This is a genomic window from Streptomyces sp. NBC_00286, assembly GCF_036173125.1.
Lineage (GTDB): Bacteria > Actinomycetota > Actinomycetes > Streptomycetales > Streptomycetaceae > Streptomyces.
In genome coordinates, this window is record NZ_CP108054.1 from 798677 (window position 1) to 812253 (window position 13577).

Here is a 13577-nt window from a genome sequence, read left to right on the forward strand (position 1 = left end):
TCGATCACCGTGACGGTTCCCAGTCAGCTCTAAATAGTTATAGCATTCAACTCTACTGACTGTTTCCTGAGTGCTGGGCGGTGGCGATGACGGATCTCGTGGTGACGGCCCACGGGCCGGTCCGGCTGATCGAGCTGAACCGGCCGGATCAGCTCAACTCGACGAGTGAGGAGCTCCATTCGTCTCTCGCATCGGTCTGGGACGAGGTCGCAGCCGATCCGGAGGCGCGGGCGGTCGTACTCACCGGGCGCGGCCGGGCCTTCAGCGCTGGCGGCAACTTTGAGGTCATGACCCGGGTCCAGCGCGACCCCGCCTTCCGGGAGCAGAACGTCGACGAGGCCCGGCGAATCATCCTCGGCATGGTGCGCTGCCCCCTCCCGGTCATCGCGGCGGTGAATGGGCCGGCAGTCGGCCTCGGCTGCAGCCTGGCCCTGCTCAGCGACCTCGTACTGATCGCCGAGGGCGCCCATATCGCGGATCCGCATGTCCAGGTCGGCCTGGTCGCGGGGGACGGCGGCGCGCTCGTACTGCCGCTGCTGGTGGGCCTCACCCGGGCCAAGGAGTTGCTGTTCCTCGGTGACCGTGTGTCCCCCGAGGAGGCGGTCCGGCTGGGCATCGCCAACCGTGTCGTGCCGGACGACAAGCTCAGGGCCGAGGCCATGGATCTCGCCGGACGGCTGGCCGCGCTGCCCGCGCAGGCGCTGCGCGAGACCAAGCGGGCGGTGAACCTGCATCTGGAGCAGGCCATCTCCGCCGTACTGGAACCGGCTCTGCTCGCGGAGCGGGACAGCATGCACTCGCCGGACCACATCGCGATCGTCGAGAAGATCATCGCGGCGCGCGCCGGCCGCTGAACCGGAGAGGAGTGAGTCACATGGACTTCGCGTTCAGCGACGAGCAGGAGGAACTGCGGCGCACCGTACGGGCGTTCCTGGCGGACACCTCGCCCGAGACCGAGGTACGGCGGCTGATGGAGACGCCGGAGGGCTTCGACCGGGCGGTGTGGCGGCGGATGGGCTCGGAGCTGGGTCTGCAAGGGCTCGCGATCCCCGAGGAGTACGGGGGCGCGGGCTGTGGGCCGGTCGAAGTGGGCGTGGTGATGGAGGAGTTGGGGCGGGCGCTGACCTGTACGCCGTTCCTTGCCTCCGCCGTGCTGGCGACCACCCTTCTCTTGCGCTGCGAAGACGAGGAGGCCCGCAAGCGGCTGCTGCCTGGGCTGGCCGCCGGTGAAGCGGTGGCGACGGTGGCGCTGACGGAGGACTCCGCGCGCTGGGATGCCGATGGGGTGGGGCTCAACGCCCGGGAGTCAGCGGGGAGTTGGCTGCTCAACGGCCACAAGACTTTCGTACTCGACGGGGCGAGCGCGGATGTCGTACTCACCGTGGCCCGTACCGGCGACGGCATCGGCGTCTTCTCGGTGGACGGCGACGCGGCCGGGCTGACCCGCGCCCCCCTGACCACGATGGACCCGACCCGCCGACAAGCACGCCTCGACTACCACGACGTACGGGCGACCCGGCTGCGTACGCGGCACGGCGACGGCTGGGGCCTGGTGGCGGAGGTGCTGGACCATGCCGCGGTGGCGTTGGCGGCCGAGCAGGTGGGGGTCGCGGGGCGCGCGCTCGACATGGCGGTGGAGTACGCCAAGGTGCGCCACCAGTTCGGGCGACCCATCGGCTCCTTCCAGGCCGTAAAGCATCTGCTCGCCGACGTGTTGTTGGAGGTGGAGTCGGCGCGGGCCGCCGCGCACTACGCGCTGCTCGCCGCCGAGAGCGAGGATCCGGAGCTCCCCGCCAGGGCGAGCCTGGCCAAGGCGTTCTGCTCCGACGCCTGTCTGCAGGCGGCGGCGGAGAACATCCAGGTGCACGGAGGTATCGGCTTCACCTGGGAGCATCCGGCCCATCTGTATCTGAAGCGGGCCAAGACGTCACAGCTGCTGTTCGGCGATCCGGCGTATCACCGGGAACTGCTCGCGCGGCGCATCGGTTTGGACAGGGTTGGAGAATCCGTATGAAGGTCGACGGCAAGCTGAATGTGTGGGGCACCGCCGAGGTGGCCGAGGAGGCCCGGCACCACGAGAAGGCGGGCTACGACGGGCTGTGGGCCTCGGAGTCCAAGCACGACCCGTTCCTGCCGCTGCTGCTCGCGGCCGAGCACACCGACCGCCTCGAGGTCGGTACGGCGATCGCGGTGGCCTTCGCCCGCTCCCCCATGCAACTCGCCTACACCGCCCACGACTTGCAGACCTACTCCGGCGGCCGCTTCTCACTCGGCCTCGGCAGCCAGATCAAGCCCCACATCGAGCGGCGCTTCTCCATGCCGTGGAGCCGGCCGGCGGCCCGTATGCGGGAATACGTCAGCGCACTGCGGGCCATCTGGGCGGCCTGGAACGAGGGCGAGAAGCTCAACTTCCAAGGCGACTTCTACTCGCACACCCTCATGTCCCCCTTCTTCTCTCCCCCGCCCGCTACCGGTGGCGCACCGAAGGTCTTCGTGGCCGCCGTCGGGGAGGCGATGACCCGGGTCGCAGGGGAGGTGGCGGACGGGCTGCTCGCGCATGGGTTCACCACGGAGCGGTATCTGCGGGAGGTCACGGTGCCGACCGTCGAGGCCGGGCTGGCGAAGTCGGGCCGCACACGCGCCGACTTCTCCGTCTCGCATCTCCTCCTCACCGCGACGGGCCGTACGGAGGAGGAGATGGCCCGCGCGGTGGACGGAACTCGGCGCCAGATCGCCTTCTACGGGAGCACGCCCGCGTACCGGGGCGTACTGGAACTGCACGGCTGGGGCGAACTCGGCGATGAACTGCACGAGTTGTCGACGTCGCGGCGCGAGGACAAGTGGGAGGTTATGGGGCGGCTCGTCGACGACGAGGTGCTGCATGCCTTCGCGGTGGTGGCGGAGCCGGAGCGGGTGGCGGCGGAGATCCGCGGCCGGTACGGGGCGCTGGTCGACCGGGTGTCGTTCTACACCGCGTACGACATCGACGCCGAGGTGTGGGAGCCGATTGTGCGGGAGCTGCGCGAGGGCTGAGGCCGGGTTTCAGGTGGAGATACGAGCTGGCTGAGCGAGCCCGCCGGACGATCAGTCGTCGAAGTAGGCCTTGGCGACGGCGTAGGTGTCCTCGTAAAGGTGGTAGCGGGTGATCCGCCCGTCCCGGACCGTGGTGTGCAGGGCGAACGCGGTGTCGATGTCCCGGCCCGTCTTCTTGACCTCGGAGACCATGCGCCCGATGAGCACCACATCGTCGCCCTCGGCGATGACCTGGCGGAGGTCGAACTCCTTGGCCTGCACATGAGTCTGCAGCAGCTCGAAGAACGTCCGCATGCCGTCCGCCGAGTCGACCTCCGGTACCCACGGAATGCCCGGCGGGTGCGGGATGGAGAACGACACCGAGTCGGCGAACAACGCCGCCGCCTCCGCACTCTTCCCCTCGGCGAGCAGCGGGAACAAGCGTTGCACAGTCTGCGCCGGTGACTCTGCTGTCATGTGTGACGACCCTACAGGCGGGATGTGCCGTGCATGCCCATCAATCTCTGATGCAAGAGATCACCCTCTAGGCGCGCAGGCCCTGGACGAATTCTCGCTCCTCGCCCGCGCCTTCCGTCCGTCCGTCGAACCAATAGCGCAGCCCTCGTCCGGGGTGAACAGATTCAGACATACGCGACGGCGGCGCGGACGTACGGGGTCGCCGAGGGCACACAGGCCGGTTGGCTCTTGTGGGACGTGGAAGGCTGCCCGTCGCGCTGGCCGCACGTCTCGGTGATCTTGTCCTCGGCCTTCCCGATGCGGGTCACATTCCGCTGCGGGTTGCCCGGGGCTCCCGCTGCCGGCGCTGCTGCGCGGCCTCGCTTCCCCGCCCTTCAGAGCGAGCAGCGCCGGCCGATCCGTGAGTCTTGCTCGGCTTGTCCGGATCACGTCGCTGCAACCCCGTGATTGTCAGTGCCCTGCGCGAGGGTTCGGTCCCGCAGCCGAAGTCCGTGCCCGCCGGAGGGATCCGATGCAGTCAACGAGCCGACAGTGCAATCCCCCGTGGGACTACGGCCGCACGCTGCCCCCTTGGCGAGTGAATTCGAACGAGGCAGGCGTCGAGGCATCGCCGACGGCACTTGGCCACCACACTCCACCTCGAACTTTTGCTCGACCTTTCGCCCGTATCAACTCCGTGATCAGGGGCGTTGCCAGAGAGCTGGGCGTCCGCAAGGACGACGTCATACGCCTGGTGAAGAAGTGGGACATCCCCAAACGCTCCCGGGATCAGCGCAACAACCCTTTCGCCCGGCTCGACGTCGAGCTGTCGCCCGCCATGCAGGCGGTGAGCAGGACGAGGAACAGCGTCCAATGCCTGCGGCACCTCATCGTGACCTCCCGCCATCGCACACTGCAGGATGCCGCTGCCGAACTCGGAGTGACATGGGGCACCCTCAACTACCAGCTGAAGCGGGTCGAAGAGACCGTGGCTTCACCGTCATCAGCATCGGCCGATCCCGGCCACTCACCGTCACCGAAGCCGGCCTCAGCTTCCTAGACGAAGCGACTCATCTCCTCTCCCCTCTCATGGATCACAGCGACTGTATGTCCGTCGCAGCTCGCGTATCGTCGCCGCAACCAGCGCACAATTTGATTGGAGAATCGTCGTGTTGAGATCCTTCATGCCTATCGACAGGTTTCTGGATCTGCCCTTCCGAAGGCTGTGTGATGGAGGGTTCGCTGGATTGGTGTTCCTCGTATCCCGAACGGCAGATGATCCGGAAGTCCAGGAGGGTCTGTTCAGGAACTGGAGTGACATCCATGACCTGACCGAGCGATACCTCGGCGTGATCGTGCCATCGGAGGGCGTAGTCACGATCGGCGAGGATCTCCGTAATATCTATGCACGATCAGTAACTCTTGTGGCGGGTATCAGCTGTCCTCACGGCGGCCACCGGCTGTCTCTCACACGCGGTGCTTCTCGTCCATCATCCACCACCCTGGTGGACCAGTATCCGTGGCGCCGGGCAGTCATCACGCCGTTCCGTACCGACACCCTCGAAGATCATCAGAACAGGCTGAACACATCGGTCAGCGCCCTGCAATCCTTCTTCGGCATCTCTGAGTCGCTCCTGCCGTGCCTGGTCATCGCTTCGCTTGCGGAAGAGGAGGTGTATGCCATTGCGATGGAGGAGGGCACAAGCGTGTATCGCTTGCTGAAGCTCATCAAGACTCAGATGGAACCAGCGACCGCCCGATGCAGAGAGAAGGACGCCGGACGTCTCGACGCCATCAGGCAGTACAGGGAGCTACGAGCAACACCAGGCCGCGGAAACATGCAGCACAGAGCAGCGGCAATCAGACAGCAGTGGGCGGACCTCACCGACCGGATTGCACGCGACCTTGCCCAGGTTGCCGACGCCGCCCCCTCCAACCACGAGGCTGCACAGCTGCGCTGGATGAGCCAGCGACTGCAGATCCAAAGGCCCCTGACAGAGGCTGAGGCCACCACAACACGAGAGCTTCAACGACGGCTTCGAGAAGCAGGCACATTCGGACGACTGCCGCGCAGGCTAGGCAGAGCCTTGAGGCAGCTCAACAACGGCTATCCAGAAACGGATGAAGCGGTCCAACGTTGGGCCATGATGGCGGCTGCCGAAGTTGCTCTTGAGCAGAGAATCGATCGAACCAGGTCCGAGCTCGCTGCCTTGGAACAAGAGCTGCAACTCGGTAAGGCCGTCGCCGCTGCTGCCGTAGAAGTGGGCCTCACGGAGTCAGGGACACGGGGCCTGCTCTCCCCGAGGCGATGCGCTTGGCCGATCACCGTCCTGAGTCGCCCACAGCGCCCTCGCCCGAGGCTCACGACGGGGTGGAGCTGATGGGTGCCACCTCATCCTCCGCCCCATACGAGACGCTCCTGACCGACCAACTCGCCGAGGAACGCGCCAAGAAAGCGTCCTTGGAACAGCGCGGCATCGCGGTGATCTCAACTTCGGGCACCCTGGTCGCCATCGTCCTTGGCTTCATCTCCCTACGGGGTGCACAGAACGCAGCTGCCCTGTCCTCGGGGACCACATCGCTTCTTGTGTCGGCCCTCATCGCGCTTGCCGTCGCTGCCGCCGTGGGGCTACTCATAAACCTGCCTTTGCGCACACCCGTCATCGAAGCCACAGATTTCATGGCGGTATTGGACGCCCCGAGCTGGAACTCCCGCGATCAGGAGGATCTCCGGTCCGAACGCAGGATTCAGGTGCAGATACTGCTCCGCCTGAGCAAGATCAACAGGATACGAGCCCGGGTGTTGTTCGCGGCGCTACTACTGGAGGTCGCCGCGCTAACGCTGATGCTGTTCAGCGCCGTGCTCACTCTCAAGTAACCGGCTCCAGGGTCGCTCACCGTGACCATCGCCCAGCATCAGAAGCCGGTGTTTGCGCACCGTCGAGAGATCTGGCCAGTGCGCACGAGCCCCGAATTCCAGCCTTTCGGAAGGACTCAGTGCGCACCAAGCCAGGGAGCCTGGAGCGAGCGTCATCGCGGGGGCCGCCAGGTCCCGACGCGACCCCGCCTCTCTCCCCTCACGCAGCGAGGAGCACCATGCACAGCGCGGAGCCCGAAGCCCTCAACTCCCAAGCCTGGACGCGATACGGGGCTCACCACCTCCAACGGTCCACCACAGTCCCGGAGGTGGACCGCATCTCCTGGGGGTTCTGGCCCACCGGGCCCGGCGCCGAAGTCCTCGGCGCGCTCTCCGGCCTACGGGTCCTGGACCTGGCCTCCGGCCTGGGCAAGCACGCCGCACACCTGGTGCGCGAGCACGGTGCCACGGTCGACGCAGTCGAAGCCTCAGCCACCCAGCACGAGCGCGCCACCACCCGATACGGAAACCTGCCGCGCCTGCGCCTCATCCACGCCGACGCGGTCGAGTACCTGACGCAGGCCATCGAGCAGTACGACGTCATCTACCTTGGATCTTGCGCAGGGCTCCGCCCTTCAGGGTGGAGGTGAAGCTCATCTCAGAACTGCTCTGACCTCGGCTGTGGGCACGGGTCCGCGCTTTTGACCGGCGCCCAGGAGGGCCGTCATACGGGGCGCTGCTGGTTCTCGATGTACTGGCGAACGACGGTCAGCGGTGCCCCGCCGCAGCTTCCGGCGAAGTAGGAGCCGGACCAGAAGTGGCCGCTCCACAGGTGGCGGCGGACGTGAGCGTGGTACTCCTTGCGCAGGTAGCGGGAGGAGACGCACTTGAGGGAGTTGACCAGCTTGGAGAGCTGGACTTTGGGTGGGTAGTGCACGAGCAGGTGGATGTGATCCTCTTCGCCGTTGAACTGCTTCAGTTCAGCCTCGAAGCCCTCGCAGACCTCTCGCATGATCTCTTCGCAGCGCGTCAGCATCTCGCCTGTCATGGCCCCGCGCCGGTACTTGGTGACGAAGACCAAATGGACATGAAGATTGCAGACGACATGACGGCCAGTGCGGACATCGGTATTTGGACTCCAGCGCGGTGACATAGACCGAATGCTACAGTGATCGCGTGGCCACGGAACGTGTACAGGAGAAGCGGCAGTTCGGGCACCGCGCCCGGCTGGCACTGGCCCCTGCACAGATCCGGCTCATCGACGCCCAGGCGCACGCCGCCCGTACGACGTGGAACCTCCTGCACGACTGGTGGACGATGCTGCCGAAGGACGAGCGCACGCTTGCCGCGGCGGATGCCGCGATCCGCCAGGCCCGAAAGGACATCGACTGGCTCGCGGCCCTTCCCGCCCAGGCCGCCCAGGCGGTGCTGAAGACCTACTTCCAGGCGTGGAAGAACTGCTGGGACGGCCGGGCCGAAGCGCCGAACTTCAAGGCCCGTTTCCGCACCGTGATGAGCGTGGACGTCCCGCAGGGCCGCGACCTCCAGATCAAGCGCGTGCACCGCCGCTGGGGCATGGTCAACATCCCCAAGGTCGGCCGTGTCCGCTTCCGCTGGACCAAAGATCTCCCCATCGGCAAGGCCGTCGGCACCGACAACAAGATCACCGGTGCCCGGCTGGTCAAGGACGCGCTCGGCTGGCACATCGCCTTCCGCGTCCAGACCCTCGCCCCCGTGCCCGAGCCCCACACCGGCCCCGAAGTCGGCATCGACGCCGGAGTCAACATCCCCCTGGCCCTGTCCGACGGCCACCATCAGGACCACGGTCGCCCCGCCCGCCTCCCAGACGGCACAGCCGACCGGGACAAGTGGCTCAACCCCGATGAAAAGGCCAAGCTGCTCCGCCTGGAACAGCGGGCCGCGCACCGCAAGAGCTTCCGCAAGCCGGGCGAGAAAACCTCCAACCGGCTGAAGCGGACCTACGACCAGATCGCAAGCCTCCGCGCGACAGCCAAGCGCAGGGCGAGTGACTGGCAGCACCAGACCACCACCCACCTTGCCCGCACCTACGGCGTGATCGTGGTGGAAAAACTGGACATCCCGAACATGGTCAAGAGTGCCAGAGGCACCATCGAGAACCCAGGGAAGAACGTCGCCCAGAAGTCCGGCCTCAACCGCTCCATCAGCCAAGAGGCGTGGGGACGCACCGTGACGATGCTGACGTACAAGGCCGCCCGCCACGGCGGCGCCCTGCACAAGGTCCCCGCCCCCGGCACCTCCCAGCGCTGCTCGATGTGCGGCTTCACCACACCGGGCAGCCGGGAGTCCCAGGCCGTGTTCGTATGCAAGAACGAAGACTGCGGATGGTCCGACAACGCCGACCACAACGCCGCACGGAACGTCTTGCACCTGTACCGGATGGGCCACGCGCTCGTCCCGGCTGCCGGAAGGGCAGTCGTCAGGCGCCCCCGCGGCGTCAAGCCCGCCACCGCAAGGTAGGAGGGAATCTCCCGGCTTCAGCCAGGAGAGCACTTCAATCCATCCACGGCTTCGGCTACATCGACCCGCACCGGCTCCTCCCGGCCGTCGCCTTCGTCCTGAAGCCGGACGGCCGTCTGTTCTTCTCCGTCCTGCATACCAACGCAGCCGCCCGCAGCCCCTCCCAGAGCGTCACCGCCCGCCCGGAGACCCTGCCGCTCGCCGGCGGAAAGCCGCTGACCGTGCACATGTGGGTACTCTCCCCGACGTTGTGGGAAGACCTCCTCGTCGACAACCGCCTCCTCGTTGACCGCATCGACACCCTCGACGCACCCGATGACGGCAACCATGTCTCCGTCCGCCTCTTCCGAGCGCACCGCCCCTCCGGCGTCAGCAGCGGACCTGATTGTGTCGTTCAGTTGCGGACGTGACTTCTGGCCGTAGCCGCCGCTGCTCCGGGCCTTGTGTTCGCGTCACGCCTCGTCGGGGCGGCCCGCCAATGCCTCCAGCAGGAGTTCAACCGCTTCCTCGAAGGAGCTGCCCCCCAAAACCCAGAGCGACCACTTCGAACTGAGCCCGGACAATGGGTGGTTCATGTTCTCTCGGCTGCCTTCATCGTCCTCGTCGGCCTCGGTATGGCGGCGGTCGCCGAGTACGTGCGGCGTTCTCCGTACTTCACTACTGGACGCGGTACCGATGCCGAGGCCATCACGCTCCCCATGGACATGGACCGTACGACCATCTGAATCCGGCGGCCGTCTGAATCACCGCCCCCTTCACTCACCCCCACGGAGTTCACCGCATGTCGCAGTCCCAGGTCACGGGCCCCGCCGATCTCGTTCTCACCGGCGGGCCCGTCCACACCGTCGATGCCGCCCGCAGCCGGGCCACTGCCGTGGCTGTGCACGGCGGGCGGATCACGGCCGTCGGCCACGACGAGGTGCACGCGCTGATCGGGCCGGGCACCGAGGTCGTGGACCTCGCCGGAAAGCTGCTGCTGCCGGGCTTCCAAGACGCCCATGTGCACCCGCAGGGCGCGGGCCTGGAACTCGGCCTGTGCCACCTGGCCGACACGGTCGACCCCGCCGAGTACCTGCGGCGCATTCGTACGTACGCCGATGAGAACCCGGACGTCGAATGGATCACCGGCGGCGGCTGGTCCCTGGAGGCCTTCCCCGGCGGCACCCCCACCGCCGCGGCCCTCGACGCGATCGTCCCCGACCGGCCCGTATTCCTGCCCAACCGGGACCACCACGGCGCCTGGGTCAACACCCAGGCGCTGGAGCGGGCCGACATCGACGCCCGCACCCCAGACCCCGCGGACGGCCGGATCGAACGCGACGCCGAGGGCAACCCGACCGGCATGCTCCAAGAGGGCGCCGTCCATCTCGTGGGCAGGCTGGTGCCCGACCCCACGCCCGAGGACCAACTGGCCGCCCTGCTACGCGCCCAGGCCGTCCTCCATTCCCACGGTGTCACCGCGTGGCAGGACGCCATCATCGGCGCGTACGCCAACATGACCGACCCGGCACCCACCTACGAAGCGCTCCTGGACCAGGGCCTCCTCACCGCCCGCGTCGCAGGCGCCCTGTGGTGGGACCGCGAACGAGGCGCCGATCAGATCCCCGAACTCGTGGCGCGGCGCGAGGAGTTGAGCAGGGGCCGGTTCCGCGCCGGCACGGTGAAGATCATGCAGGATGGCATCGCCGAGAACCACACGGCGGCCATGCTCGACCCGTATCTCAATCCCACCGGCTGCGGCTGCGTCCCGAACACGAGAGGCATCAGCTTCGTCGATCCCGGCGACTTGAAGAAGTACGTCACCGAACTCGACGCGCTCGGCTTCCAGGTGCACTTCCACGCCCTGGGTGACCGCGCGGTGCGCGAAGCGCTGGACGCCGTGGAGGCCGCCCGCACGGCCAACGGCCACCGCGACACCCGCCACCACCTGGCCCATCTGCAGGTCGTCCACCCCGACGACGTACGACGCTTCCGGCCCCTCGGCGCCACCGCCAACCTGCAGATGCTGTGGGCCGCCCACGAGCCGCAGATGGACGAGCTGACCCTGCCGTTCCTGGGCCCCGAACGCGGCGCCCGGCAGTACCCGTTCGGCGACCTGCTGCGCGCGGGCGCCACGCTCGCCGCGGGCAGCGACTGGCCGGTCAGCAGCCCCGACCCGCTCCAGGCCATCCACGTCGCCGTCAACCGCCGCTCCCCCAACGCACCCGAGGGCACCCCCGAGTTCCTCCCCGAACAACGCCTCGACCTGGGCACCGCCATCGCCGCGTACACGGCGGGCAGTGCGTACGTGAACCACCTGGACGCCCTCACCGGCAGCATCACGGTGGGCAAGGCGGCCGATCTGGTCGTACTCGACCGGGACCCGTTCGCGGGGCCGTCTGGGGAGATCGCGGCGACCCGGGTCCTGGAGACGTTCGTGGAGGGGGAACGGGTTTACTCGGCCCCTGATGCCTGAGTGCGGGCACCTGGGGGAAGATCGCCCACTGCCACACCACCCCGGCCGCTGAGGGCGTGGCAGGTGTTCACCGATCCGATGTCACCAGCCGCCGTGTGCATGCCGCGGGGGCGCTGTCCGATCGATGCGACGCGACGCGACGCGACAGATGTGTCGCAGGCGTGGGGCTCAATTGGATGTACCGAGGTGAGGATCAGTCCGCTGATCTGGAGGGTTTGCGCTGCTTGGCATTGAAGCGCGCTTTCTTCTGACGATTTCCGCACGTGTTCATGTCGCACCATTTCCGGGTGCGGCTTTGGCTGGTGTCGAAGAAGGCGGCCTTGCAGGTTGGTGACGCGCACAAGGCCAGTTTTCCGTCTCGTTCGCCTGCGATGATGCTGATGGCGTCGGCGGCGATCACGCTGAGGGCGTCTTCCACGCGGGAAGCCGAGCTGAGCCGCCATCGCCGCTTGCCCTCGGGCGTCAGGATCGCCGCGGCCCGGCCCTGAATGCTGCAGTCGTTGATGATGTGGACGGCAGACGCAGGGAGAGCGTCCTGGATCGCGGCGGCTGTCGCGGCGGCATGAATCGACTCCCTCAGTTCCCGAGCGAGGTCGAGCTGGGCGGTGGTGCAGGAGTCCACGGCGAGGCCGTTCACTGCCAGCCAGTCGACGAGTCGCTGCGGCGTGGGAATGCGCTCCACAGCGTCGCCCTGACGCTCCGTCAAGGTCGCCGTGAAGCTGGTCGCCAGCACGCTACCGAGGCGAAAGTCGGGGAACCCAGCAGGCATGGAACCACCTTAGCTGGTTGCTCGTCGGCATGGAGGCCTGCTAGAACCGCCTTAGCCGGTTCACGGTAGGTCGAAGCCGGTTCCGCGACGGCCAGGAGGTGTCATGCCCCGCCCAACCAGCGACGTGCAAGCATTCGAAGCCCACGCCACTGACGCTGACCTCGACGATCTGCGCGCGCGACTGGCCGCGGCGCGGCTACCGGAGGCCGAGACGGTCTATCGCGCCGCACCCGACCCTCGCCGATGGGACCAGGGCGTCCCTCTCGCCGACCTCGTCGATGTCGTGAACTACTGGCGCACCGGGTACAACTGGCGATCCTTCGAAGAGCGCCTGAACCGGATCGGCCAGTTCCGCACGACCATTGACGATCTGGGAATCCACTTCCTGCACCGTCGATCCCCGCGCGCAGACGCCACTCCTCTGATCCTGACGCACGGATGGCCAGGCAGCATTGCCGAGTTCATCGACGTAGTGGACGAGCTGGCAGATCCGAAAGACACAGACGCGCTGGCGTTCCACGTCGTGGTCCCGTCGCTACCCGGCTTTGGTTACAGCGACAAACCGGCCACCACCGGGTGGGGAACCGAAAAGATCGCGGCCGCATGGGTGGAACTCATGGGAAGGCTCGGCTACCACAAGTTCGCAGCCCACGGCGGCGACTGGGGAGGCAATATCACCACGGTCCTCGGCGGCAGGTTCCCGACGCACGTGCTCGGCATCCACACAACGTTCGCAGAGGGACCGCCCGGGCTGACCACGGACGGGCTGACGGCGGTCGAGCGCAAATGGACCCAGGAAACCCGCGAATTCTACGAGGGGCCCCACGGGGCGTACGCGAAGCAGCAGGCGACCCGACCGCAGACCATCGGCTACTCGCTCGTCGACTCTCCGGTCGGGCTTCTTGCCTGGATCCTCGACAAGTTCGCCGAGTGGTCGGACACCGAAGACAGCCCGTTCGAGACGATTTCCAGAGACCGCGTTCTCGACAACGTCACCCTGTACTGGCTGACCCGGACCGGCGCATCGGCGGCCCGCATCTACTACGAAAGCCATAACTCACTCGACCCAGAACTTCGGGTCGACGTCCCGTCAGCAATCACTATGTATCCCCGCGACATCGAGAAGTGTCCGCGTCCCTGGGCACAGGAACGGTACCGACAGATCGTCCGATGGAAGTCGCCCGAGAAAGGAGGACACTTCCCGTCGCTGGAGGTTCCCGAGTATTTCGTCAAGGATCTACAAGAGGGCCTCGCGGCAGTACTGACCGCCAATCAGTGAACGCGGCGCGGCGAAGACAGCGTGGAACACGTCGAGGTCTTTCGGATGGCAGGCGTCGACGCCCACTCGTCAACACCCCCGACTCCCCCATCAACTACAAAGAGCCGTCAAACCGGCTGATGATTTGGCGGAGTTCACATGCACTTCGCGGCGAAATGGCCTGCGTCACGGTGTCGAGGAGAGCGCGGGCTTCGAGGAGAGCGCGGGCTTCGAGGGGATCGCCGCAGCAGTACCAGTGCACGTTGCCCCA

Annotated in this window: 15 protein-coding genes and 1 pseudogene; 11 read left to right on the forward strand and 5 right to left on the reverse strand. The window is 66.9% G+C overall.

Annotated features, from left to right (window positions below; genetic code table 11):
* Positions 1-86: 86 nt before the first annotated feature.
* The 3 genes from OHT21_RS03805 to OHT21_RS03815 are packed head-to-tail and all read left to right on the forward strand — an operon-like array spanning position 87 to position 3033.
* Complete coding sequence (locus OHT21_RS03805) at positions 87-854, forward strand: enoyl-CoA hydratase/isomerase family protein (RefSeq protein WP_328766769.1); 768 nt, start codon at positions 87-89, stop codon at positions 852-854.
* A gap of 20 nt (positions 855-874) precedes the next feature.
* Positions 875-2014: an acyl-CoA dehydrogenase family protein gene (locus OHT21_RS03810; protein WP_328766770.1), complete on the forward strand. Its 1140-nt coding sequence runs from the start codon at positions 875-877 to the stop codon at positions 2012-2014.
* On the forward strand, positions 2011-3033 hold the full coding sequence (locus OHT21_RS03815; RefSeq protein ID WP_328766771.1) for an LLM class F420-dependent oxidoreductase: 1023 nt from the start codon (positions 2011-2013) through the stop codon (positions 3031-3033). The genes OHT21_RS03810 and OHT21_RS03815 overlap by 4 nt, the downstream gene beginning before the upstream one ends.
* Before the next feature lie 51 nt (positions 3034-3084).
* Here the strand turns inward: OHT21_RS03815 and OHT21_RS03820 are convergent, their stop codons facing one another.
* Together OHT21_RS03820 and OHT21_RS03825 are read right to left on the reverse strand one after the other, a co-directional pair.
* Positions 3085-3489: a nuclear transport factor 2 family protein gene (locus OHT21_RS03820; RefSeq protein WP_328766772.1), complete on the reverse strand. Its 405-nt coding sequence runs from the start codon at positions 3487-3489 to the stop codon at positions 3085-3087.
* Between the two features lie 164 nt (positions 3490-3653).
* Positions 3654-3797, reverse strand: a complete 144-nt coding sequence (locus tag OHT21_RS03825; protein WP_328766774.1) for a hypothetical protein — start codon at positions 3795-3797, stop codon at positions 3654-3656.
* Between the two features lie 368 nt (positions 3798-4165).
* Between OHT21_RS03825 and OHT21_RS03830 the strand changes: the two genes are divergently transcribed.
* The 4 genes from OHT21_RS03830 to OHT21_RS03845 all read left to right on the forward strand — a co-directional run bounded on the left by OHT21_RS03830 (position 4166) and on the right by OHT21_RS03845 (position 6975).
* Positions 4166-4528: a hypothetical protein gene (locus OHT21_RS03830; protein ID WP_328766775.1), complete on the forward strand. Its 363-nt coding sequence runs from the start codon at positions 4166-4168 to the stop codon at positions 4526-4528.
* Between the two features lie 124 nt (positions 4529-4652).
* A complete protein-coding gene (locus OHT21_RS03835) occupies positions 4653-5849 on the forward strand; it encodes a hypothetical protein (protein WP_328766776.1) in 1197 nt (398 codons plus the stop codon).
* On the forward strand, positions 5849-6346 hold the full coding sequence (locus OHT21_RS03840) for a hypothetical protein (RefSeq protein WP_328766777.1): 498 nt from the start codon (positions 5849-5851) through the stop codon (positions 6344-6346). The genes OHT21_RS03835 and OHT21_RS03840 overlap by 1 nt, the downstream gene beginning before the upstream one ends.
* A gap of 218 nt (positions 6347-6564) precedes the next feature.
* Positions 6565-6975, forward strand: coding sequence for an SAM-dependent methyltransferase (locus tag OHT21_RS03845; RefSeq protein WP_328766778.1), 411 nt, complete (start codon positions 6565-6567; stop codon positions 6973-6975).
* Between the two features lie 74 nt (positions 6976-7049).
* Here OHT21_RS03845 and tnpA read toward each other — a convergent pair whose 3' ends face one another.
* Complete coding sequence (gene tnpA, locus OHT21_RS03850) at positions 7050-7478, reverse strand: IS200/IS605 family transposase (RefSeq protein ID WP_328766779.1); 429 nt, start codon at positions 7476-7478, stop codon at positions 7050-7052.
* A 23-nt stretch (positions 7479-7501) separates the two neighbouring features.
* Here tnpA and OHT21_RS03855 point away from each other — a divergent pair, with 23 nt between their 5' ends.
* A complete protein-coding gene (locus OHT21_RS03855; protein ID WP_328766780.1) occupies positions 7502-8824 on the forward strand; it encodes an RNA-guided endonuclease InsQ/TnpB family protein in 1323 nt (440 codons plus the stop codon).
* 17 nt (positions 8825-8841) lie between these two features.
* On the opposite strand, the gene OHT21_RS03860 is transcribed toward OHT21_RS03855, so the two are convergent.
* Positions 8842-9153: a hypothetical protein gene (locus OHT21_RS03860; RefSeq protein ID WP_328766781.1), complete on the reverse strand. Its 312-nt coding sequence runs from the start codon at positions 9151-9153 to the stop codon at positions 8842-8844.
* A gap of 199 nt (positions 9154-9352) precedes the next feature.
* Between OHT21_RS03860 and OHT21_RS03865 the strand changes: the two are divergent.
* Positions 9353-9549 (forward strand): annotated as a pseudogene (locus OHT21_RS03865) (amino acid transporter); the annotation flags it as partial.
* Positions 9550-9605: 56 nt separating this feature from the next.
* Positions 9606-11279 (forward strand): amidohydrolase, encoded by a 1674-nt coding sequence (locus OHT21_RS03870; RefSeq protein ID WP_328766782.1) that lies wholly within the window; start codon positions 9606-9608, stop codon positions 11277-11279.
* 193 nt (positions 11280-11472) lie between these two features.
* On the opposite strand, the gene OHT21_RS03875 is transcribed toward OHT21_RS03870, so the two are convergent.
* Positions 11473-12048 carry a CGNR zinc finger domain-containing protein gene (locus OHT21_RS03875; protein ID WP_328766783.1) on the reverse strand — a complete coding sequence of 192 codons (576 nt, stop codon included), beginning with the start codon at positions 12046-12048 and terminating at the stop codon, positions 11473-11475.
* A gap of 103 nt (positions 12049-12151) precedes the next feature.
* On the opposite strand from OHT21_RS03875, the gene OHT21_RS03880 reads away from it, so the two are divergent.
* Positions 12152-13327 (forward strand): epoxide hydrolase family protein, encoded by a 1176-nt coding sequence (locus OHT21_RS03880; RefSeq protein ID WP_328766784.1) that lies wholly within the window; start codon positions 12152-12154, stop codon positions 13325-13327.
* The last annotated feature ends 250 nt before the right edge of the window (positions 13328-13577 follow it).